General features: G+C 58.3%; 23 protein-coding genes. 12 read left to right on the forward strand and 11 right to left on the reverse strand.

Going from position 1 to position 21723, the window contains the following annotated elements:
- Positions 1-277: 277 nt before the first annotated feature.
- Genes B9Z44_RS07790 through ureG form a run of 7 tightly spaced genes read left to right on the forward strand, consistent with a single transcriptional unit; the run spans position 278 to position 4809 of the window.
- Entirely contained in the window at positions 278-580 is a 303-nt protein-coding gene (locus B9Z44_RS07790) for an urease subunit gamma (protein ID WP_108359584.1), read from the forward strand.
- Between the two features lie 6 nt (positions 581-586).
- Positions 587-751 carry a hypothetical protein gene (locus B9Z44_RS15175; RefSeq protein ID WP_158268561.1) on the forward strand — a complete coding sequence of 55 codons (165 nt, stop codon included), beginning with the start codon at positions 587-589 and terminating at the stop codon, positions 749-751.
- 12 nt (positions 752-763) lie between these two features.
- Positions 764-1093: an urease subunit beta gene (locus B9Z44_RS07795; protein WP_108402117.1), complete on the forward strand. Its 330-nt coding sequence runs from the start codon at positions 764-766 to the stop codon at positions 1091-1093.
- A complete protein-coding gene (ureC, locus tag B9Z44_RS07800) occupies positions 1093-2859 on the forward strand; it encodes an urease subunit alpha (RefSeq protein ID WP_108402118.1) in 1767 nt (588 codons plus the stop codon). The genes B9Z44_RS07795 and ureC overlap by 1 nt, the downstream gene beginning before the upstream one ends.
- A 9-nt stretch (positions 2860-2868) precedes the next feature.
- Positions 2869-3435: an urease accessory protein UreE gene (gene ureE, locus B9Z44_RS07805; RefSeq protein WP_108402119.1), complete on the forward strand. Its 567-nt coding sequence runs from the start codon at positions 2869-2871 to the stop codon at positions 3433-3435.
- The gene (locus B9Z44_RS07810; protein ID WP_245912785.1) at positions 3425-4159 is read left to right on the forward strand and encodes an urease accessory protein UreF; all 735 of its coding nucleotides are present in this window, start codon (positions 3425-3427) and stop codon (positions 4157-4159) included. The genes ureE and B9Z44_RS07810 overlap by 11 nt, the downstream gene beginning before the upstream one ends.
- On the forward strand, positions 4156-4809 hold the full coding sequence (gene ureG, locus B9Z44_RS07815) for an urease accessory protein UreG (protein ID WP_370444590.1): 654 nt from the start codon (positions 4156-4158) through the stop codon (positions 4807-4809). The genes B9Z44_RS07810 and ureG overlap by 4 nt, the downstream gene beginning before the upstream one ends.
- On the opposite strand, the gene B9Z44_RS07820 is transcribed toward ureG, so the two are convergent.
- Positions 4806-5597, reverse strand: a complete 792-nt coding sequence (locus B9Z44_RS07820) for an exodeoxyribonuclease III (RefSeq protein WP_108359589.1) — start codon at positions 5595-5597, stop codon at positions 4806-4808. The genes ureG and B9Z44_RS07820 overlap by 4 nt on opposite strands.
- A gap of 11 nt (positions 5598-5608) precedes the next feature.
- Here B9Z44_RS07820 and pyrE point away from each other — a divergent pair, with 11 nt between their 5' ends.
- Complete coding sequence (pyrE, locus tag B9Z44_RS07825) at positions 5609-6304, forward strand: orotate phosphoribosyltransferase (RefSeq protein WP_108359590.1); 696 nt, start codon at positions 5609-5611, stop codon at positions 6302-6304.
- A gap of 10 nt (positions 6305-6314) precedes the next feature.
- Here the strand turns inward: pyrE and B9Z44_RS15180 are convergent, their stop codons facing one another.
- The 7 genes from B9Z44_RS15180 to gatC are packed head-to-tail and all read right to left on the reverse strand — an operon-like array spanning position 6315 to position 12534.
- Positions 6315-6458 carry a hypothetical protein gene (locus B9Z44_RS15180; RefSeq protein ID WP_170108483.1) on the reverse strand — a complete coding sequence of 48 codons (144 nt, stop codon included), beginning with the start codon at positions 6456-6458 and terminating at the stop codon, positions 6315-6317.
- Positions 6455-7759 (reverse strand): TRAP transporter large permease, encoded by a 1305-nt coding sequence (locus B9Z44_RS07830; protein ID WP_108402121.1) that lies wholly within the window; start codon positions 7757-7759, stop codon positions 6455-6457. The genes B9Z44_RS15180 and B9Z44_RS07830 overlap by 4 nt, the downstream gene beginning before the upstream one ends.
- A complete protein-coding gene (locus B9Z44_RS07835) occupies positions 7756-8232 on the reverse strand; it encodes a TRAP transporter small permease (protein ID WP_245912786.1) in 477 nt (158 codons plus the stop codon). The genes B9Z44_RS07830 and B9Z44_RS07835 overlap by 4 nt, the downstream gene beginning before the upstream one ends.
- 2 nt (positions 8233-8234) lie before the next feature.
- Entirely contained in the window at positions 8235-9245 is a 1011-nt protein-coding gene (locus B9Z44_RS07840; protein WP_108402123.1) for a sialic acid TRAP transporter substrate-binding protein SiaP, read from the reverse strand.
- A 27-nt stretch (positions 9246-9272) separates the two neighbouring features.
- Complete coding sequence (gene gatB, locus B9Z44_RS07845) at positions 9273-10742, reverse strand: Asp-tRNA(Asn)/Glu-tRNA(Gln) amidotransferase subunit GatB (protein ID WP_108402124.1); 1470 nt, start codon at positions 10740-10742, stop codon at positions 9273-9275.
- Complete coding sequence (gatA, locus tag B9Z44_RS07850) at positions 10743-12218, reverse strand: Asp-tRNA(Asn)/Glu-tRNA(Gln) amidotransferase subunit GatA (protein ID WP_108402125.1); 1476 nt, start codon at positions 12216-12218, stop codon at positions 10743-10745. It abuts the gene before it with no gap.
- A gap of 10 nt (positions 12219-12228) precedes the next feature.
- Positions 12229-12534 (reverse strand): Asp-tRNA(Asn)/Glu-tRNA(Gln) amidotransferase subunit GatC, encoded by a 306-nt coding sequence (gene gatC, locus B9Z44_RS07855; protein ID WP_104801674.1) that lies wholly within the window; start codon positions 12532-12534, stop codon positions 12229-12231.
- 126 nt (positions 12535-12660) lie between these two features.
- On the opposite strand from gatC, the gene B9Z44_RS07860 reads away from it, so the two are divergent.
- From B9Z44_RS07860 to mrdA, 4 genes are read left to right on the forward strand one after another with little or no spacing between them, the layout of a single operon-like run.
- Complete coding sequence (locus tag B9Z44_RS07860; RefSeq protein WP_104796817.1) at positions 12661-13704, forward strand: rod shape-determining protein; 1044 nt, start codon at positions 12661-12663, stop codon at positions 13702-13704.
- Between the two features lie 4 nt (positions 13705-13708).
- Entirely contained in the window at positions 13709-14629 is a 921-nt protein-coding gene (gene mreC / locus B9Z44_RS07865; RefSeq protein ID WP_108402126.1) for a rod shape-determining protein MreC, read from the forward strand.
- Positions 14626-15156: a rod shape-determining protein MreD gene (mreD, locus tag B9Z44_RS07870; protein WP_108359597.1), complete on the forward strand. Its 531-nt coding sequence runs from the start codon at positions 14626-14628 to the stop codon at positions 15154-15156. Before mreC ends, mreD begins: the two co-directional genes overlap by 4 nt.
- A complete protein-coding gene (gene mrdA / locus B9Z44_RS07875; RefSeq protein WP_108402127.1) occupies positions 15153-17252 on the forward strand; it encodes a penicillin-binding protein 2 in 2100 nt (699 codons plus the stop codon). Before mreD ends, mrdA begins: the two co-directional genes overlap by 4 nt.
- 34 nt (positions 17253-17286) lie before the next feature.
- Here the strand turns inward: mrdA and B9Z44_RS07880 are convergent, their stop codons facing one another.
- From B9Z44_RS07880 to B9Z44_RS07890, 3 genes are all read right to left on the reverse strand, one after another.
- Positions 17287-18045 carry a sulfite exporter TauE/SafE family protein gene (locus B9Z44_RS07880; RefSeq protein WP_108402128.1) on the reverse strand — a complete coding sequence of 253 codons (759 nt, stop codon included), beginning with the start codon at positions 18043-18045 and terminating at the stop codon, positions 17287-17289.
- A gap of 225 nt (positions 18046-18270) precedes the next feature.
- Positions 18271-19992: a GMC family oxidoreductase gene (locus B9Z44_RS07885; RefSeq protein WP_108359600.1), complete on the reverse strand. Its 1722-nt coding sequence runs from the start codon at positions 19990-19992 to the stop codon at positions 18271-18273.
- Between the two features lie 191 nt (positions 19993-20183).
- The gene (locus B9Z44_RS07890) at positions 20184-21707 is read right to left on the reverse strand and encodes a CoA-acylating methylmalonate-semialdehyde dehydrogenase (RefSeq protein WP_108402129.1); all 1524 of its coding nucleotides are present in this window, start codon (positions 21705-21707) and stop codon (positions 20184-20186) included.
- Between the last annotated feature and the right edge of the window lie 16 nt (positions 21708-21723).

Consider the following 21723-nt stretch of genomic DNA (forward strand, 5'->3'; position numbering starts at 1 on the left):
TTCGGCGCTCGTGGTAACGGTGCGCTTCGTAACAGCTATCGCAAACCCTGTGCCAACGCGCATTTCTCCTAGGCAAAAAGTAGCGTTGCTATAAGGTGCAACCCAAGCGCGACGCAGATGCACCAAGACAGTTCAATTCAGGTGTCATGCACCAAGGTGGCGCGGCTTGAGGTGTGGTTGTGCGTGCACCAAGACAGGTTTCGTGCACCAAAGCATGCACTTGGCGCATGCGATGCATTGCAAAAGAGGGCACGCAAGTTGCATAGACAAAACCACTATGGAACTCACTCCCCGCGAAAAAGACAAGCTCTTGATCTTCACCGCCGCCTTGTTGGCCGAGCGCCGACAGGCCCGTGGCTTGAAGCTCAATTACCCCGAAGCCGTGGCCCTCATCAGCGCCGCCGTCATGGAAGGCGCCCGCGACGGTCAAACCGTGGCGCAACTTATGAGCGCAGGTCGCAGCGTGCTGACCCGCGCCGATGTGATGGAGGGCGTGGCCGAGATGATTCCTGACATCCAAGTCGAAGCCACCTTCCCCGACGGCACCAAGCTCGTCACCGTGCATCAACCCATTGTTTGAACTGCTATGAAAAAACTTCTTTCTCTTTTTGCTTTGTTGCCCACTTTGGCGCTGGCCCACGAAGGCCACGGCATTGAAGGTGCCTCCCACTACCACGCCACCGATGTGTGGGGCTTCGTCGCCTTTGCTGGCGTGGTTGCTCTCATGTGGTGGATGGGTCGTGGCAAATAAAGCGGAGCGCACATGACACCCGGTGAACTGTTGATTGACGAGGGTGAACACACCCTCAACCCAGGGCGACGCACGCACACGCTGGTCGTGCAAAACGCCAGCGACCGCCCCATCCAAGTGGGTTCGCACTACCACTTTGCTGAAACCAACGCGGGCTTGCGCTTTGACCGCGTTGCCGCACACGGCATGCGTTTGAACATTGCGTCAGGCACGGCCGTGCGTTTCGAGCCGGGCCAACAACGCACGGTCGAGTTGGTGGACCTGAGTGGTGATCGCCAAGTGTTTGGCTTTCGCGGCTTGGTGAATGGTCCGGTGGACGTGCCACGCAAAGGAAACATGTAATGGCAACCATCGGCAAACGCGCCTACGCAGAAATGTTTGGCCCCACCGTGGGCGACCGCCTGCGCTTGGCAGACACCAACTTGGTCATTGAGGTTGAAAAAGACTTCACACTGCAAGCGGGCGGCTACGGCGAAGAAGTGAAGTTCGGCGGCGGCAAAACCATCCGCGATGGCATGGCGCAATCGCAGCGCACACGCGACGGTGCCGGCACTGGCCCGCAAGCGGGCGGTGCGGTAGACACCGTGATGACCAACGCGCTCATCATCGACCACTGGGGCATCGTGAAAGCCGACATTGGTTTGAAAGGTGGCCGCATCGTGGCCATTGGCAAAGCGGGCAACCCAGACACACAACCGGGTGTAGACATCGTGATTGGCCCCGGCACGGAGGTCATCAGCTGCGAAGGCCACATCGTCACCGCGGGTGGTGTGGACACCCACATCCACTTCATCGCGCCCCAGCAAATTGAAGAAGCCTTGACCAGTGGCGTGACCACCATGCTCGGTGGCGGCACAGGCCCCGCCACGGGCACCTTTGCCACCACCTGCACACCCGGCGCTTGGAACATCGAGCGCATGTTGCAAGCGGCCGATGCGTTCCCCATGAACCTTGGTTTCTTGGGCAAAGGCAATGCCGCTTTGCCCGATTCGCTGCACGAGCAAATCAACGCAGGTGCGATTGGCTTGAAGCTGCATGAAGACTGGGGAACCACGCCCGCCGCGATTGACAACTGCTTGAACGTGGCAGAAGCCACCGACACACAAGTGGCCATCCACACCGACACGCTCAACGAGAGTGGCTTTGTGGAAGACACGGTGGCCGCCTTCAAAGGCCGCACCATCCACACCTTCCACACCGAAGGTGCAGGTGGTGGCCACGCGCCCGATATTTTGAAAGTGGTAGGCGAGGCCAATGTGTTGCCGTCCTCTACCAACCCCACGCGCCCGTACACGGTGAACACACTCGACGAGCATGTGGACATGCTCATGGTGTGCCACCACCTCGACCCCGCGATTGCCGAAGACTTGGCCTTTGCCGAAAGCCGCATTCGCCGCGAGACCATCGCAGCCGAAGACATCTTGCACGACCTCGGTGCCATCAGCATGATGAGCAGCGACAGCCAAGCCATGGGGCGTGTGGGCGAGGTGATCATTCGCACCTGGCAAACCGCGCACAAGATGAAAGCGCAGCGGGGGCAGCTACGTCCTTCAGGCGCCGACGCCAGCGTCGGGGACTCAGACCGCCACGACAACTTCCGTGTCAAACGCTACATCGCCAAATACACCATCAACCCTTCCATCGCGCACGGCATCAGCCACGAAGTGGGCAGTGTGGAAGTGGGCAAGTGGGCCGACTTGGTGGTGTGGAAGCCTGCGTTCTTCGGCATCAAACCCAGCATCATTTTGAAAGGCGGCTTCATCGCCATGGCCGCGATGGGCGACCCGAATGCTTCCATTCCCACACCGCAGCCCGTGCACTACCGCCCCATGTTTGGCGCGTATGGCGGTGCGCTGCACCGTGGCTCGCTCACCTTTGTGTCGCAAGCCGGTTTGGCCGCAGGCATTGGGCAAAAATTTGGTTTGCACAAAACCCTGAGTGCGGTGAAGAACATTCGCAGCATTGGCAAACGTGACATGATTCACAACGACTACGCGCCGCGCATGGAAGTGGATGCACAAACCTATGCAGTGCGCGCCGATGGCCATCTGCTCACCTGCGAACCTGCGGTGAGCTTGCCTATGACCCAACGCTATTTCTTGTTCTGATTTTTTCTGATGCTTACCTGTTCTAAATTAATCGCGGGCGGCCAAGGCTTGGCCGCTGCACTCGTCAAACGCGCCGCCACCGTAGAGCTGGATTGGGACGTGCGCCAAAAAAGCCGCTTCGATGCAACCGACTCGACAGGCCGTGCCTTTGGCGTGTTCTTGTCGCGCGGCACCTTGGTACGTGGCGGCGATGTGTTGGTGCTCGAAGACGGTTCGCTCGTGCGCGTGCAAGCCGCCCCACAAGAAGTGTTGCGCATCACCGCGTGTGCCGAGCACGGTTCGGCCTTTGACTTGACACGTGCCGCGTATCACTTGGGCAACCGCCACGTGCCCATTGAGTTGAAGCCCGACCATTTGAAGATCGAGCCCGATCATGTGCTGGCCGATATGCTGCGCGCCATGCACATGACGGTGGTCACCGTGCATGAAGCGTTTGAACCAGAAGGTGGCGCATACAGCAGCCACGGGCACGCGCAAGGTCATGGAGATGACCACGGCACAGAAGCGCACGACCATTCTCACGAGCAACATGCACAGGGCCATGTGCACGGACCTCATTGCAAGCATGACCATTGATGTTGTATCGGTAGCGGCAGCAGCCCCAGTGTCGACTAGCTCGCCTGCTGGCACGCCCGCGTTGCTTCAACTCATCTGGCTCGCCTCACCCGCGTTGCCGATTGGTGGCTTCTCGTACTCCGAAGGTTTAGAGGCGGCCATCGATCATGGGCTGGTGCATGACGAACACAGCGCGGCCGAGTGGTTGATGGACCAACTGCACCTCACACAATCACGTGGCGATATGGCGGTACTTGGCGAAATGATCACCGCATGGCAAGCCTTAGACCACGAACGTTTAGAAACCTTGAGCCAATGGGTGCACGCCACGCGCGAGAGCGCTGAGCTACGCTTGCAAAGCGAACAAATGGGCCGCTCCATGTTGGAGTGGCTGCGCAACCAAGAAGCCATCGATTCAGCCACCATCGCCCTGTGCAACCGCTGGGTGCCCACTTATCCGCTGATGTTTGCGTTGGCGTTGTCGCGCACAGGCGCGTCGCTGGAGCAATGCTTGCAAACCTATGCCTTTGGCTGGGCCGAAAACATGGTGCAAGCCGCCATCAAGTCGGTGCCCCTCGGACAAAATTCGGGGCAACGCATGTTGACGAAGCTTGCCCAGCACATCGCGCCCGCCGTCAGCCATGCCATGCAAGTGAACGACGACACACGCCAAGCTTTTTCTCCCATGCTGGCCATCCTCTCGGCCCAACACGAAACCCAATACTCACGACTGTTCAGATCATGAAGCACTTACACACCATCGCACATCGCACCAAAAAATTGCCACCCTTGCGCGTGGGCATCGGCGGCCCTGTGGGCTCCGGTAAAACCACCTTGTTGGAAATGCTCTGCAAAGCCATGCGCGACAAGTACGACCTCGTCGCCATCACCAACGACATTTACACAAAAGAAGACCAACGCTTGCTCACCATCAGCGGTGCGCTGCCTGCCGAGCGCATCATGGGCGTGGAAACGGGCGGCTGTCCGCACACCGCGATTCGCGAAGATGCATCCATCAACCTCGAAGCGATTGACCGCATGTTGGTGGACTTTCCCGATGCCGACGTGGTGTTCATTGAAAGCGGTGGCGACAACTTGGCCGCCACCTTCAGCCCGGAGTTGAGCGACTTGACGATCTATGTGATCGACGTCGCGGCAGGCGAAAAAATTCCCCGAAAAGGTGGCCCCGGCATCACCAAGAGCGATTTGTTTGTGATCAACAAAACCGATCTCGCCCCCTACGTGGGAGCGAACTTAGATGTGATGGAAGCCGACACCATTCGCATGCGCACGAATGCAAGTGGCTTGAAGCCTTTTGTCATGACCAACTTGCGTACCTTGGATGGTTTGCAAGAGGTGGTCAAGTTCATCGAGACCAAAGGGATGTTGGTTTAAATCAAACCCTCATACGCGATGGTGATGGGCGCATGGTCTGAGAATTTTTCGTCCTTGTAGATCGCCTCGCTGCGTGCCTTGGCTGCTATCGCTGGCGTGGCCAGGTGGTAGTCCAAGCGCCAACCCACGTTGTTGGCATAGGCTTGGCCTCGGTTGCTCCACCAGGTGTAGCAAGCGTCGGTGGTGTCGGGTTGCAGCTGGCGATACACGTCGACAATGCCGCCTTGCGTTGTGAGCTGCGTCATCCACGCACGCTCTTCGGGCAAGAAACCGCTGTTCTTTTTGTTGCCTTTCCAATTCTTCAAGTCGGCCTCTTGGTGCGCGATGTTGATGTCGCCGCACAGCACAAACTCACGCTCTTGCTTCAAGGCATTGAGGTGCGGGTACATGGCGGCCAAGAAACGAAACTTCGCGTCTTGGCGCTCAGGGCCGGATGAGCCGCTGGGAAAGTAGCTGCTGATGATGGACAGCTTTTGTGTGGGTGTGTCAAAGCGCAGCTCGATGTAGCGGCCTTCGGCATCGAATTCGCCGCCGTCAAAGCCCACGATCACGTCGCTGGGCTCGTGCTTGGTGTACACGCCCACGCCTGAGTAGCCTTTTTTCTCTGCATAGTGAAAGTGGCCTTTCAAACCCGCCAAGGTGTCGAAGCTGCCTTCGACATCGGGAGCCTGGGCTTTGATTTCTTGGACGCAAATACAATCAGGGCTGGCTTTTTCGAGCCAAGCTTCCACGCCCTTGCGGGCGGCCGAACGAATGCCGTTGAGGTTGAGGCTGGTTAGTTTGAACAAGGAATTTCCCCATGAGTCAGAGTGTGGCTGCCAACGACGCGTTGGCACAAGAGTTTGTGCAATTTTCGCTGGATTGTGGCGTGCTGAAATTTGGGGAGTTCAAAACCAAAGCGGGCCGCATGAGCCCTTACTTTTTCAACGCCGGTTTGTTTGATGACGGTGCCAAGTTGGGCAAGCTCGCCAGTTTTTATGCGCAGTGCATTGTCAACAGCGGCATCGAGTTCGACATGATTTTTGGCCCCGCCTACAAAGGCATTCCATTGGGTGCGGCCGTGTCGATTGAGTTGGCACGCCTAGGACGCAACGTGCCGTTTGCCTACAACCGCAAAGAAGCCAAAGACCATGGCGAAGGCGGTAGTTTGGTGGGCGCACCGCTCAAAGGCCGTGTGTTGATCGTGGACGATGTGATGAGCGCGGGCACGGCTGCGCGTGAATCGATTGCCCTCATCAAAGCGGCAGGTGCCACACCGCATGCTGTGGCGATTGCGTTGGACCGCCAAGAAATGGCCACCGAAAAACAAGCCGATGGTTCGACCAAAGACGTGCCCTACAGCGCGGTGCAATACGTGCGCGAGCAACTGGGCATGAGCGTGTGCACCATTGCCAAGCTGGAAGACTTGTTGGCTTATTTGGGCAAGCAGCCCGACAACGCCATGGGTGAGCATTTGGCTCGCACACAGGCGTATCGCGAGCGTTACGGCGTTTAAGTGGTGAGCCTTAGGCGCCGTAGTAACGGTCGGCGCGGTGGTTGACGGCAATCACCAAATTCAAAGCAAATACACCGCCGTGACGAATCAAAAAAATAAAAATACCTGTGCCCACTAAGAGGCCCGCCATCAGTGCGGCGGGTGTCTGGGTCATGTGGTCGCGCCATAGCCCATGGTCTGTGGCAGCCACAGTACAAGTTGTGGAAAGAAGGTCAGGGCCAGCAGTAAACCCAGCAACATGACTAAAAACAACCATCCCTCGCGCATCATCTCCCCAATAGGAATACCGGTGAGGGCTTTGGTCACAAACAGCAGCATGCCAAAGGGTGGGTGAATCAGGCCAATCATCATGTTGAGCACCACCAGCACACCGAAGTGAACGAGGTCGATGCCCAGTGCATTGACTGCGGGTAGCAGCATGGGCACAAACACCAGCAGCAGCACGGATACATCCAAGAAGCAGCCCAGTACCAAAAACAACGCATTGACCATCAGCAAGAATTGAATGCGGCTGAGCTGCATGCTGTCCACCCAAGTGGCCATCTGTTGCGGCACCTGCTCGGCAGTGAAGGCGTAGTTCAAGATGAACGAGCCGGCCAAGATGATGGTGATGACAGCGCTGGCGCGTGTGGACTCCATCACCACGCCCCAAAAGCTGCGCCAGGTGAGCGCGCGGTACACCACCGTTGACAAAATCAAGGCATGCAGTGCGGCAACTGCGGCGGCTTCGGTGGGCGTGAAGGCGCCCGAGTAAATGCCACCCAGCAACACGATGGGCATCGACAGTGGCAATGCACCACGAAACAAAATGCTGGGCCATTCATGCAAAGGAATTGGCGCTTCACGCGGCATGTCGCGCTTGGTGGCAATGATGTGAACGACGCTCATCATCAAAACCGTCATGAGTAACCCGGGCACCACACCACCTAAAAACAAAGCCCCGACAGAAGCGCCTGAAACGAGTGCATAAATCACCATCGGAATCGACGGCGGAATGATGGGGCCGAGTGTGGCGCTGGCCACGACCACGGCACCCGCAAAGCCGCGGGTGTATTCGGGCTTTTTGAGCATCTGGCGAATCGTCACCAAGCCTGGGCCTGCGGCATCAGCAATGGCGCTGCCGCTCATGCCCGAGAAGATCACGCTGACCAAAATATCGACTTGCGCCAAGCCACCGCGCATGCGACCTACGAGGATGCGGCAAAAGTCAAAAATGCGCTCACTCACCGTGCCAGCATTCATCAAGTTGGCGGCAAACACAAACAAGGGTACGGCCAACAACACATAGCTGTTGTAAAGGCCGTTGCTGACTTGTTCTGCCACAAGACCTAAGTCTTGGCCTTTGGTGATGAGATAAGCCACGCCCGACATGAGCATTGAAAAACCAATGGGCATGCGCAACAACATGCCCAGCACCAACACGGCGGCTAAGGTGGTGAGGGGCGTTATCGTCATGGGTTGGCCTCGTGAATGTCTAGGTCGCGGTTGTTCATGGCTTGCACCAAGCCGTGCCAACTGCGAGCAGCCAATGACAACAGCAGCAACACAAAAGGTAAAAACACCCATTCAAATGACAGGCCCAGCACGGCGGTTTTTTCGCGGGCCATGAAGTGCACGTAGCTCCAGCTTGCAGGAATGGCAGCGATGGCCAAGCCGCCGATGAGTGTGTGCCCCACCAGGCGCATTAGGCGACGGGTCGTGGGGCTGACGCTGTTCCACACCAAGTCAAACATCACGTGTTCTTTTTCTGGCACCACAAACGCGCAAGCCCACAGAATGACCCACAGGTACAGGATGACCGCCAATTCATCGCTCCACGGCAGCGGCTGGTTAAAACCAAACCGCGCCGTGATTTGAACCAAAAAAGTAAGGAACAAGGCGAGAAAGAGCAAGCCCCCAATCGCGTTCGCGATTTTTCGCAAGAACATTTTTATTTGGTGGCGTTGATGCGCTCAATCAGGCCTTTGGGCCAGTTCTGAGCCATCTCAGATTTGTCATAGGCCGCCTGCACAGCTTTGCGGAAAGCTTCTTCGTTGGGCTTGTTGACTTTCAAACCTTGCTTTTTGAAGAAGTCCAAGATTTGTGCTTCTTCTTTGATGCGGTTCTCGTTGTTGAACTTGGCAGCCGCTTGTGCAGCGGCTTTGAGGGTCTTTTGTTCAGCCGCAGAAAGGCTGTTCCAAGTCTTGTTGGACACAGCGATGAACAAGCTGTCAACCAAGTGGTTGGTCAACACAATTTGCTGCGTCACTTCGTAAAACTTGGCCGCACGCACGGTGGGCAGTGGGTTATCTTGGCCGTCGATGGTGCCGGTTTTTAGACCCATGTACACCTCACCAAATGCGAGTGGCGTGGCCGTAGCGCCCAAAGAATCGCCCAAGAACAGCCATTCTTTAGAGCCTGGCATGCGCAGCTTCACGCCCTTCAGGTCGGCGGGTGTGTTGACCTTGCGTGTGTCGCGCAGGTTGAGTTGGCGTGTGCCCAAGTAAGCGGTGGCGAGCAGCGTGACATCCATTTTTTCAGAAGCCATTTTGAACAGCTCGTCGCCAATGGGCCCGTTGAACACTTTTTGCTGGTGCTTGGGATCGCGGATGACATAGCCTGCGGTGAAGATCGAAAACTCAGGTACCAGCTTGGCAATGTCAAACGCCGAGATAGACGCCAACTCTAGATTGCCACGCGCCATCGCTGCGGGCTCGGTGCCTTGTTTGAACAAAGAACCGTTCAAGTTGATTTGCACGTCATAGGCGTTGGGCGCCGATTTGTTCAGCGACTCTTTGAACACGTCCCACATCTTGCCGTGCCAATCGTCAGGCACTGCGGGGCTGGAGATGCGCAGCAGTGTTTTGTTTTGCGCAAATGCTGTGGGCGCTGTCAGGGCCATCAGCGTTGAGGCTGCGGCCAAGCCCAACACAGTGCGGCGAAGCAAGGTGGATGCGTTCATGAGTGTCTCCTAGATTCCGGCTATTTTTTAGCTCAGTTTTTTCATCAACAGTTCATTGACTTGGGCGGGGTTGGCCTTGCCCTTGCTGGCTTTCATGATGGGGCCAACCAGACCGTTCAAGGCTTTGGCGTTGCCGGCCTTGAACTCTTCCACGTTCTTGGGGTTGGCGGCCAGCACGTCATCGATGATTTTTTCCAGCTCGCCGGTGTCGTTCATCTGTTTGAGGCCTTTGGCTTCGATGATGGCGTCGACATCGCCTTCGCTATTCCACAAGCCTTCAAACACTTGGCGCGCAGCGTTGTTGCTGATGGTGTTGTCGCTGATGCGGCCAATCAGCGCAGCCAGTTGGGCGGCGCTCACAGGTGCTTGCTCGATGGCCATTTCGCTCGCGTTCAAGCGACGTGACACCTCACCCATGATCCAGTTGCTGGCCAGTTTGGCTTGACCGCAGGCTTTGGCTGTGGCTTCAAAGTAGGCGGCTGTGGCCTTGCTTTGGGTCAGCTGCGTCGCATCGTATTCGGGCAGCGCGTAGTCGCGCACAAAGCGCTCGGCCATGACGCGTGGCAACTCGGCCATTTCGCTTTTCACGCGCTCGACCCAGTCGCGACCAATTACCAAAGGTGGCAGGTCGGGGTCGGGGAAGTAGCGGTAGTCGGCGGCGTCTTCTTTGGTGCGCATGGCGCGGGTTTCGCCGGTGTCGGGGTCGAACAGCACGGTGGCTTGCTGTATGGTGTGACCGTCTTCGATCTGGTCAATTTGCCAGCGCACTTCGTAGTCGATGGCTTGCTGCATGAACTTGAAGCTGTTCAGGTTCTTGATCTCGCGGCGTGTGCCCAAGGGGGCGCCAGGTTTGCGCACCGACACGTTGGCGTCGCAGCGGAACGAGCCCTCTTGCATGTTGCCGTCGCAAATGCCAATCCACGTCACGATTTTGTGCAGCTCTTTGGCGTAGGCCACGGCTTCTTCGCTGCTGCGCATGTCGGGTTGCGTGACGATTTCGAGCAGTGGGGTGCCAGCGCGGTTCAAGTCGATGCCTGATTGGCCCCCACCTCCTAATGCTGAGTCTTCGTGCAGCGATTTGCCCGCATCTTCTTCCAAGTGGGCGCGTTCCAAGCGCACAGTTTTGTGCACAGTCTCTTTGCCCACTTCCAAGAAGAACGAGACCTCGCCACCTTGCACCACCGGAATTTCAAACTGGCTGATTTGGTAGCCCTTGGGCAGGTCGGGGTAGAAGTAGTTTTTACGCGCAAAGATGCTGCGCTCGGCGATGTGTGCGTTGACGCCCAAGCCAAACTCAATGGCACGTTCTACCGCGCCGATGTTCATCACGGGCAGCGTGCCGGGCAGGGCCATGTCCACCGCGCAGGCTTGCGTGTTGGGCTCGGCGCCAAAGGCCACCGAGGCGCGGCTGAAAATTTTGCTCTTCGTCGAGAGCTGGGCGTGTGTTTCGAAGCCGATGACGACTTCGTAGCCTTGGACTAATTTGGGTGCAGTCATTTAAACGCCCTCCGGCTTGGCGTTATGGAAATCTGTGGCCAGTTGGTACTGGTGCGCGACGTTGAGCAAACGCGCTTCTTGCAAGTAGTTGCCGATGAGCTGCAGGCCCACGGGCATCTTGCCTTCGCCAAAGCCCACAGGCACGCTCATGCCGGGCAAGCCAGCGAGTGAGGCGGGCAGGGTGAAGATGTCGGCCAAGTAGTCGGCCAACGGGTCGCTGGCGTTGTTGCCTAGCTTCCACGCGACGGTGGGGGCGACGGGGCCTGCGATCACATCGCACTCGGCAAACGCGCGTTGAAAGTCGTCCGCAATCATGCGGCGAATTTTTTGGGCTTGCAGGTAGTACGCGTCGTAGTAGCCGTGGCTCAGCACATACGCGCCGGTCATGATGCGACGTTTCACCTCTTCGCCAAAGCCTTCGGCGCGGGTCTTTTTGTACATGCTCACCAGGTCGGTGTAGTCCTTGGCACGGTGGCCAAACTTCACGCCATCAAAGCGGCTCAGGTTGGAGCTGGCTTCGGCGGGCGCGATGATGTAGTACACCGGAATGGCCAGCTCGGTGCGGGGCAGCGTGATGGGCACGAGCTTGGCGCCTTGGGCTTCAAGCGTTTTGAGTGCGGCATCAATCGCAGCGCGCACATCAGCGGCGAGGCCGTCGCCAAAAAACTCTTTGGGTATGCCAATGCGCAGGCCTTGCAGGCTGTCGCCCAGCTTGGCGGAGAAGTTCTCAGCAGGCACATCGAGCGAGGTGGAGTCACGGTCGAGGTCAGCGCCGCACATGGCAGACAGCAACAACGCACAGTCTTCGGCGCTGCGGGCCATGGGGCCGGCTTGGTCGAGGCTGGAGGCGTAGGCAATCATGCCGTAGCGCGAAGCGCGGCCATAGGTGGGCTTGATGCCGGTGATGCCGCAAAAGCTGGCGGGTTGGCGAATGGAGCCGCCGGTGTCTGTGCCGGTCGCAGCGGGCGCCAAACGCGCCGCCACAGCCGCAGCGCTGCCGCCCGATGAGCCGCCGGGGATGCGCGAGGTGTTCCACGGGTTGGTCACTGCGCCGTAGGCTGAGTTTTCATTGGCAGAGCCCATCGCGAACTCGTCGCAATTGACCTTGCCCAAAGTGACCATGCCCGCGCCGCCCAATTCGGAAGCGCCGAGTTTTTGCACCACGGTGGCATCAAACGGCGAGCGGTAGCCGCTCAAAATTTTGGAGCCCGCGGTGGTGGCGAAATCGCGGGTGACGAACACGTCTTTGTGCGCAATCGGCACGCCTTCCAGCGCGCCTGCGGTTCCAGCGGCAATGCGGGCATCGCTCGCTTGGGCTTGGGCCAGCGTGATTTCGCTGTTGATGTCCAAAAACGCGTTGTGCGGGTTGCCGCCGGTGCGCGCCAAAAAGGCAGTGGCCACTTCGACCGCGCTCACTTGTTTGGTTTGGAGGGCTTGGGCCAGTTGGGCCACGCCCATGTCATGCAAAGTTGTCATGCGAAAGGCCTCACTCAATCACTTTGGGAACCAAGAACAAACCACGCTCCACGGCGGGGGCGCTGCGTTGGTTCAGGTCGCGTTGGTTGGGCTCGCTGGCCACATCGGGGCGCAGGCGCAACTCGATGTGCGCGCCTTGCATGGCGTCCACAGGATGGGCCATGGGCACGATGCCTGTGGTGTCGACAGCGCGGATCTGCTCGACGATGCCGAAAAAGTCATTAATTTTGCTCAGCATACGGGCCTGTTCGTCAGGCTGCAGCTCAAGCCGGGCCAGGTTGGCGATGCGGCTGATGTCTTGGTCGTTCAGGGACATACTTTTATAAGGGGAAAAACCCGCGATTTACGGGCGATGCGGTATTATCTCGCCTTTGTGCTCGCGCTCGCGACCACCCCGCAATGTGGTGCTTTGACGATTCCGTCAAGGCCAGAGAGGACAGTGATGTTTGGATCTTTTCGTCGGTATTTCTCCACCGATTTGGCGATTGACCTCGGTACCGCCAACACCCTGATTTATGTGCGCGACAAAGGCATCGTGTTGGACGAGCCATCGGTTGTGTCCATTCGCCACGAAGGCGGCCCCCAAGGCAAGAAGACAATTCAAGCCGTCGGCCACGAAGCCAAGGCCATGTTGGGCAAAGTGCCCGGCAACATCGAAGCCATTCGTCCGATGAAAGACGGCGTGATTGCCGACTTCACCGTGACTGAGCAAATGCTCAAGCAGTTCATCAAGATGGTGCACCCACGCTCGGTGTTGAAGCCCAGCCCACGCATCATCATTTGCGTGCCTTGCGGCTCAACCCAAGTCGAGCGTCGCGCCATTCGCGAATCTGCTTTGGGCGCTGGCGCCTCTGAGGTGTATCTCATTGAAGAACCCATGGCCGCCGCCATCGGTGCAGGTTTGCCTGTGTCGGAAGCGTCGGGCTCGATGGTGGTCGACATCGGTGGCGGTACCACCGAAGTGGGCGTCATCTCTTTGGGCGGCATGGTCTACAAAGGCAGCGTGCGCGTGGGTGGCGACAAGTTTGACGAAGCCATCATCAACTACATCCGTCGCAACTACGGCATGTTGATTGGCGAGCCAACCGCTGAAGCCATCAAGAAACAAATCGGTTCTGCATTCCCTGGCTCTGAAGTCAAGGAAATGGAAGTCAAAGGCCGCAACCTCTCAGAAGGCGTGCCACGTTCTTTCACGATCTCGTCGAACGAAATCTTGGAAGCGTTGACCGACCCACTCAACAACATCGTCTCTGCCGTGAAAAACGCGTTGGAGCAAACACCTCCCGAACTGGGCGCAGACATTGCCGAGCGCGGCATGATGCTCACCGGTGGTGGCGCGTTGTTGCGCGACTTGGACCGCTTGTTGGCCGAAGAAACTGGCTTGCCAGTCTTGGTGGCCGAAGACCCCCTCACCTGCGTGGTGCGTGGTTGCGGTTTGGCCCTTGAGCGTATGGAGCGTTTGGGCTCCATCTTCACGAGCGAATAATTAAGTGCCACTGGGCACCCTGGACAGCTCCCCTCCGGCCTTCTTCAAGCAAGGCCCGTCCGCCGTCTCCAAATTACTTTTCTTCAGCGCCTTGTCGGTGCTGTTGATGGTGGCCGACGCGCGGTTTGGGGTGACGCAGCCTTTGCGTGCCACCTTGTCTGTGGCGCTGTATCCGGTGCAGTGGCTGGCCATGCGCCCGCAGGCATTGGCCGAATATTCCACGGAATATTTTGAAGCGCGTGATGTGGCGCAAGCTTCCGAGCGCGAGGCACGCCAGCAGCTGCTGGTGCAAGCCCGTCGCTCAGGCCAAGTAGAGCAGCTGGCCCTGGAAAACACACAGCTGCGCGAGCTGTTGAGTTTGAGCAAGCGCTTGGACACCAAAGGCCAAGCCGCCGAGGTCTTGTACGACGCTGCTGACCCTTACACCCGCAAGCTCATCATCGACAAAGGCATGACCAACGGCATCAAAGCCAGTTCACCGGTGATGGATGAGCACGGCATCTTGGGCCAAGTCACGCATGTGTTGCCACTCGTCAGCGAAGTGACCTTGGTCACCGATCGTGAACACTCGATTCCTGTGCTCAATACCCGCACCGGTGCGCGTGGTGTGGCGTATGGCGAATCGGGCGGCGCGCCTTTGTTGGAGCTGCGTTTCATGGCGACCAATGCCGACATTGAAGTGGGCGATATGTTGTCGACCAGTGGCGTGGACGGCATTTACCCGCCTGGGGTGTTGGTCGGAAAAGTCATCAAGGTCGAGCGCCGTGCCGAAACTGCGTTTGCGCGCATTTTGTGCGAGCCCGTGGGGCGCGTGCAGGGGGCGCGCCATGTGATGGTGCTGGAGCCTTTGAGTGACCAATTGCCACCACGTCCACAAATTGAAAAGCAACTCCCGTTTGCTGCGCAAAAGGGAGGTCGCCGATGATCATGCCCCGTGGCCAGCAGTTGTTGTTGCCTGCTAATCCCATGTTCATTTTGTTCACGCTGTTGATGGCCTTGTTTGCCAACATGGTGGTGAACATCAGTCTCGTTGGCAACGCCGCGTGGATGCCTGATTTCTTGGCTTTGACCCTGGTGTTTTGGTGCGTCCATCAGCCTCGTCTGGTCGGCATTGGCGTGGCTTTCTTTTTTGGCGTGGCCACCGATGTGCATCAATCAGCCTTGCTGGGCCAGCATGCCTTGACGTATACCTCGCTTGGATTCATGGCGATCTTGATGCACCGCCGTTTGTTGTGGTTCACGGTGCCTTCACAGGCCATGCAGGTGTTGCCGATGTTTGCGGTGGCGCACGCGTTGGAGTTGATGGTGCGCATGATGTCGGGTGCGCTGTTTCCCGGTTGGCCTATCTTTTTGGCGCCGCTGTTAGAGGCCGTGTTGTGGCCTGTGGTCAGCGTGTTTTTGTTGGCGCCGCAGCGTCGCGCACCCAATCCTGACGCGAACCGACCGCTATGAGGGTGATTCGCGACATCGAGTCCGACCTGCGACGCTTCAGGTCGCGCATGGTGGTGGTGACGGGCGCGATTGTGGTGTTGTTTAGCCTGTTGTCGATTCGCCTGTTTTATTTGCAGGTGGTGCGCTACGACGAACTCAACGCACAAGCCGAAAACAACCGCACGGCCATCGTGCCCATCGTGCCCAACCGTGGCGTCATCATGGACCGCAACGGCATTGTGTTGGCCACCAACTACTCGGCCTACACCCTCGAAATTACGGCTTCCAAAGTGGTCTTGCCCCTGGAAGAGGTGATTGAGCAGCTCTCAAGCGTCATTGACATTCAAGCGCGCGACAAACGTCGCTTTAAAAAGCAGCTCGGTGAATCGAAGAGCTTTGAATCGGTGCCAATTCGCAACCGATTGAGCGACGAAGAAGTGGCGCGCTTTGCTGCGCAGCGCTATCGTTTTCCTGGCGTTGAAATTCGCGCGCGTTTGTTCCGCAACTACCCGTACAACCAACTGGCCAGCCACGTGATTGGCTACATCGGTCGTATCAACCAAGCGGAAAAAGGCAAGATTGAAGAGTCGGACGATGCAGGCAACTACCGTGGCACCGACTACATCGGCAAACTTGGTGTCGAGCAAAGCTACGAAACACAGTTGCACGGCACCACGGGCGTGCAAGAGATGGAAACCTCGGCAGGCGGACGCGCCGTGCGCCGCCTCAACAGCAGCCAAGCCATTCCCGGCAACAGCGTGGTGTTGTCCATCGACATCAAGCTGCAAAAGCTGGTGGAAGACCTCTACGGCAAACGCCGTGGCGCCTTGGTGGCTCTTGACCCCAAGACCGGCGAAGTGCTGGCTTTTGTGAGCAAACCCACGTTCGATCCCAACTTGTTTGTGGACGGCATTGACTCTGAAAACTGGGCTGCGCTCAATGAGTCCATCGACAAGCCTTTGTTGAATCGCGCCTTGCGCGGCACCTACCCGCCTGGCTCGACCTACAAGCCCTTCATGGCTTTGGCCGCGTTGCAAACCGGCAAGCGCGCGGAGAAGACATTGATCTCCGACCCGGGCTACTTCATGTTTGGCAACCACCGTTTCCGGGACGACAAAGAGGGTGGCCATGGTGCGGTGGACATGTACAAGTCCATCGTCGAGTCGTGCGACACCTACTACTACACACTGGCGCGTGACATGGGCGTGGACTTGATGCACGACCAAATGAAACCCTTGGGTTTTGGCCAAATTACAGGCATCGACATTTTGGGTGAGTCGCGCGGCGTGCTGCCATCTACCGAGTGGAAACGCAACACCTACAAGAAGCCAGAGCAGCAACGTTGGTATTCAGGCGAAACCATTTCTCTGGGCATTGGTCAGGGATACAACAACTTCACCATGCTGCAAATTGCGCATGCGATGGGCACCGTGGCCAACAACGGTTTGAAGATGAAGCCGCATTTGGTGCGCGAAGTGGTGGACGTTGAAACCAAGGCGTCGACCCTTGTGGCCAAGGAGCCCATCGGGCAACTGCCGTTGTCGCCAGAGAATTTAGAAGTCATCAAAAAAGGCATGATCGGTGTGAACGTCGAAGGCACGTCTGCCACCAGCTTCATTGGTGCGCAGTATGTGAGCGCCGGCAAAACGGGCACGGCGCAGGTGTTCACGGTCAAACAAAACGAAAAGTACAACGCAGCGGCCATTGATGAACGCATGCGCGACCATGCGTTGTTCGTGGCGTTTGCGCCAGCAGACGATCCCAAAGTGGCCTTGGCCATGGTGGTAGAAAACGCTGGCTTTGGCGCTCAAAACGCAGCGCCGATTGCACGTCGCGTGTTTGACTTCGTCATCACGGGGCAGTACCCCTCACAAGAAGACATTGAAGCGGTGCAAAGAGGTCAGGCGACACGGCCAATTGGCAAACCCCGCCCAGTGGCCAGCGTACCTTGGCCACCCAAGGCGGCCGAGTTGGCGGCGGAAGAGCCTGTCGTGGCTGCTTCTGCGGCTGAGAAAGCAGCTTCAGCCGCAGCAAAAGCCGCCTCGGCTGCTACCAAATCGGCTTCTGCTGCTGCGTCTGCGGTGGCGCAAAAGCCAGCTACCACCAGCCCACGCTGACCAGCCTCAAAGGCCTCAGGGGTGCTGTTGGGCCTTAGCGCAAAAACGCGTCGTAGCTGGTTTTGCAAATCAGCGCGCTCACCACCATGATGAACATGCCACGCACAAAACCTGCACCGTGCTGCAACGCCATGCGCGTGCCCAGCAAGCTACCCGCCACATTGGCCATGGCCATCGGCAGGGCCAAATGCCACCACACGTGGCCTTTCATCGTGAACAAGATCAAGGCGGCGATGTTGCTAGAAAGGTTCAACAGCTTGGCTGCCACAGACGCATTGAGAAAGTCATAGCCCAACCAGCGCACCAGCAAAAACACAAAGAAGCTGCCCGTGCCAGGCCCAAAAAATCCGTCGTAAAACCCAATGGTCAAACCGATGGTGGAGGTCGCCAATAACTCTGCACGGCCATGAAAGCGTGGCGCATGGTGGCGCCCCATGTCTTTGCGCATCAGGGTGTAGATCAGGACAACCAGCAAGACGACGGGTAACAAGCGACGCAAAAACTCGGGCGAAACCAAGGTCACCAGCCATGCGCCTGCAAAGGCGGCCACCATGGTGGTTGCCGCGGCTGGGAGCAAGGCTGACCAGCGCACCTGCACGCGACGGCTGTACTGCCAAGTGGCAAAGGCCGTGCCCCAAACCGACGCGCTTTTGTTGGTGCCAAACAAGGTGGCGGGTGCCGTGGATGGGTAGACGGCGAAGAGGGCGGGTAGCAAGATCAAACCACCGCCGCCGACGATTGAGTCCACAAAGCCAGCCAAAGCGGAGGCAAGGGTGGTGAAGAAAAGTTCCATGCGCAGATTGTGGTCGGAAATGACGACGCCAGAAAAAGCAAAAGGCACCGGGGGTAACCGGTGCCTTTCCTGGGTGACGCCCCTTAGGAAGCGTCTGTTGTGTTTGTCTCCTCAGACCCTCGTGATACAGCGCTTACGCCGTTTCGAGTGAAGTGACTGTAAGCGCCACTTAGTCTCCTTTTGCCTAGGATTTTCCCTTGCGGGCTAACCCGAGGCGTATGTGACTCACGCTTGCTCGGCTTCGTGCGCCAGCCATTGCGCGGCCTTTTCGGCCAGCATCAAGGTGGGGCTGTTGGTGTTGCCGCTGGTGATGGTGGGCATCACGCTGGCATCCACCACGCGCAGGCCGCGCACCACGCCGCCGCGCCCATCTCGCACGCGCAACTCGGGGTCGACCACGGCCATGGCGTCGTCCAACCGCCCCATGCGCGCGGTACCCACGGGGTGGAAGATGGTGGTGGCAATGTCGCCTGCCAGTCGCGCCAAGTCTTCGTCGGTTTGGTATTGCACGCCAGGTTTGTATTCCTCAGGCTTGTATTTGGCGAGGGCCGGTTGGGCTGCGATGCGGCGTGTCACACGCAGCGAATCGGCAGCCACTTTGCGGTCCGCTTCGGTGCTCAGGTAGTTGGGTGCAATCTTGGGCGCATCTGCAAAGTTAGCGCTGGTGATGCTGACCGTGCCGCGGCTGGTGGGGTTCAAGTTGCACACGCTGGCCGTGAAGGCAGAGAAGCTGTGCAGCGGTTCACCAAACGCATCCAAGCTGAGTGGTTGCACGTGGTACTCGATGTTGGGATAAGGCTGGTCTGGGCTGCTGCGGGTGAAGGCGCCGAGTTGTGAGGGCGCCATGCTCATGGGGCCGCTGCGCTTGAAGGCGTATTCCAAACCGATCTTGGCTTTGCCCCACCAACTGCTGGCCAAGGTGTTGAGAGTTTGAACGCCCTGCACTTTGAAGACTGAGCGAATTTGCAAATGGTCTTGCAAGTTGGCGCCCACGCCTGGCAGGTCAATGACCGGTTCAATGCCGTGTTGCTTCAGAAGCTCAGCTGGACCAAGGCCGGAGAGCTGCAAGATTTGAGGCGTGCCAATGGCGCCAGCGCTCAACACGACGGATTGTTTGGCTGTGACGGTCACGTAGCCGTGACCCGTCCACACTTCGACGCCGCTGCAACGTTGTGTTCCGTCTTCATCATTCGTCATGACGAGCTTGGCCACTTGGGCGGATGACCACAACTCAAAGTTGGGGCGTGCGTAGCATGTGGGGCGAATGAAGGCCTTGGCGGTGTTCCAACGCCAACCGCTTTTTTGGTTCACTTCAAAGTAACCCACGCCTTCGTTGTTGCCGCGGTTGAAGTCGTCGGTGGCGGGAATGCCGGCTTGCACAGCGGCTTGTGCAAACGCGTCGAGCACGTCCCAGCGCAAGCGTTGTTTCTCGACGCGCCATTCGCCACCGGCAATGTGGTGACGCAAGGTTTCGCCGTACACGGTGTTGTCAGCCAGCAGCACTTCGCTGCGTTCGCCTTTGGCGCCGTGGGCGGCATTGGCGCCTGCGTGGTGGTCTTCGTGGAGTTTGAAATAGGGCAGCGCGTTGTCCCAACGCCAGCGCGCGTCGCCGGTGATGTCGGCCCATTGGTCGTAGTCACGCGCTTGGCCGCGCATGTAAATCATGCCGTTGATGCTGGAGCAGCCACCCAAGACTTTGCCGCGCGGGTAGCGCAAGCTGCGGCCATTCAAGCCTTCATCGGGTGCGGTGTTGTAAAGCCAATCGGTGCGCGGGTTGCCAATGCAGTGCAAGTAGCCGACGGGGATGTGAATCCAGTGGTAATCGTCTTTGCGGCCTGCTTCGATGAGCAGCACACGTTTGCTGGCGTTGGCGCTTAGGCGGTTGGCGAGCAAGCAGCCAGCGGTGCCGGCGCCGACGATGATGTAGTCAAACTGGGAATCACTCATGCCAAGGTCTCAAGTCTTTGTTGTTGTGTGCATGGATGGTAGCTTGTGAGCGTCATAGCGCCCTTGTGTGTGCAGCGGTAGATTGGGGTGGCGTGTTGCAGCGACATTCGGATGCGCAGCAGACGAGGAGCAAAACATGCTGCCCCAAGCTGCCGCTGCACACGCAAAAGCGCCCCTCTCGAAAGCTAAAGTTATTTCGATGTAGGCATCACGAACTCAGCGCCTTTGCCAATGCTTTCAGGCCAGCGCTGCATGACGCTCTTTTGCTTCGTGTAGAAACGCACACCTTCTTCACCGTAGGCGTGCATGTCGCCAAACAAGCTCTTCTTCCAGCCGCCAAAGCCGTGCCACGCCATGGGCACCGGAATCGGCACATTGATGCCAACCATGCCCACTTGGATGTGGCGCGCAAACTCACGGGCCACGTTGCCGTCGCGGGTGAAGCAGCTCACGCCGTTGCCGAACTCGTGTGCGTTGATGAGGTCTACGGCTTGTGCCAAGTCAGCCACGCGCAGGCAGCTCAGCACAGGGCCGAAGATTTCTTCTTTGTAGATGCGCATGTCTGGGGTGACGTTGTCAAACAAGGTGCCGCCCATCCAGAAGCCGCCTGATGTGTCAGTGCCGCAGCCTTCGCCAGCAGACGCGCCGTCAAAGTTGCGGCCGTCAACCAACAAGCGCGCACCTTCTTTCACGCCTTGTTCGATGTAGCCAGTGATGCGCTTGTGCGCCACGTCGGTCACGATGGGGCCCATTTCGGCAGCGAGGTTTTCGCCGTTGAGCACTTTCAAAGCCTTGGTGCGTTCAATGAGTTTGGGCATCAAACGGTCTGCCACATCGCCCACCAACACGGCCACGCTGATGGCCATGCAACGCTCGCCTGCGGAGCCGTAGGCCGCGCCAATCAAGGCGTCGACCGCTTGGTCGATGTCGGCGTCGGGCATGACGACCATGTGGTTCTTCGCGCCGCCCAAGGCTTGCACGCGCTTGCCGTGGTGGGCGCCGGTCTCATAAATGTAGTTGGCGATGGGCGTGGAACCCACAAAGCTCACGGCTTTCACATCGGGGTGAACCAGCAAAGCGTCGACCGCTTCTTTGTCGCCTTGCACCACGTTGAATACACCGTCTGGCAAGCCTGCCTGCTTGAGTAGTTCGGCAATGAACAACGAAGGCGATGGGTCAATCGGGCTGGGCTTGAGCACAAAGGTGTTGCCAGCGGCAATGGCCACGGGAAACATCCAGGCGGGCACCATGACGGGGAAGTTGAAGGGCGTCACGCCCGCCACCACGCCGAGGGGTTGGCGCATGGTCCAGTTGTCGATGCCGGTGGAGACTTGCTCGGTGAAATCGCCTTTGAGCAACTGAGGAATACCGGTGGCGAACTCGACGATGTCGATGCCGCGGCTCACTTCGCCTTGGGCGTCGGTGAACACTTTGCCGTGCTCGGCGGTGATCATGTGGGCCAACTTGTCTTTGTTGGCGTTGAGCAATTCCAAGAACTTGAACATCACACGGGCGCGGCGCAGGGGCGGGGTGTCGGCCCAAGCGGGGAAAGCTTTGTGGGCGGCGGCCACGGCAGCGTTGACATCGGCCACATTGGCCAAGCTCACATTGGCTGTGACAGCGCCTGTGGCTGGGTTGTACACGGGCTGCGTGCGTGTGCCGCTGCCGTTGGCAACGGCGCCGTTGATGTAATGCGCGATGTGGGCTTGTGTCATGAGGTGTTTCGGTGTT

Source organism: Limnohabitans curvus (genome assembly GCF_003063475.1).
GTDB lineage: Bacteria > Pseudomonadota > Gammaproteobacteria > Burkholderiales > Burkholderiaceae_C > Limnohabitans > Limnohabitans curvus.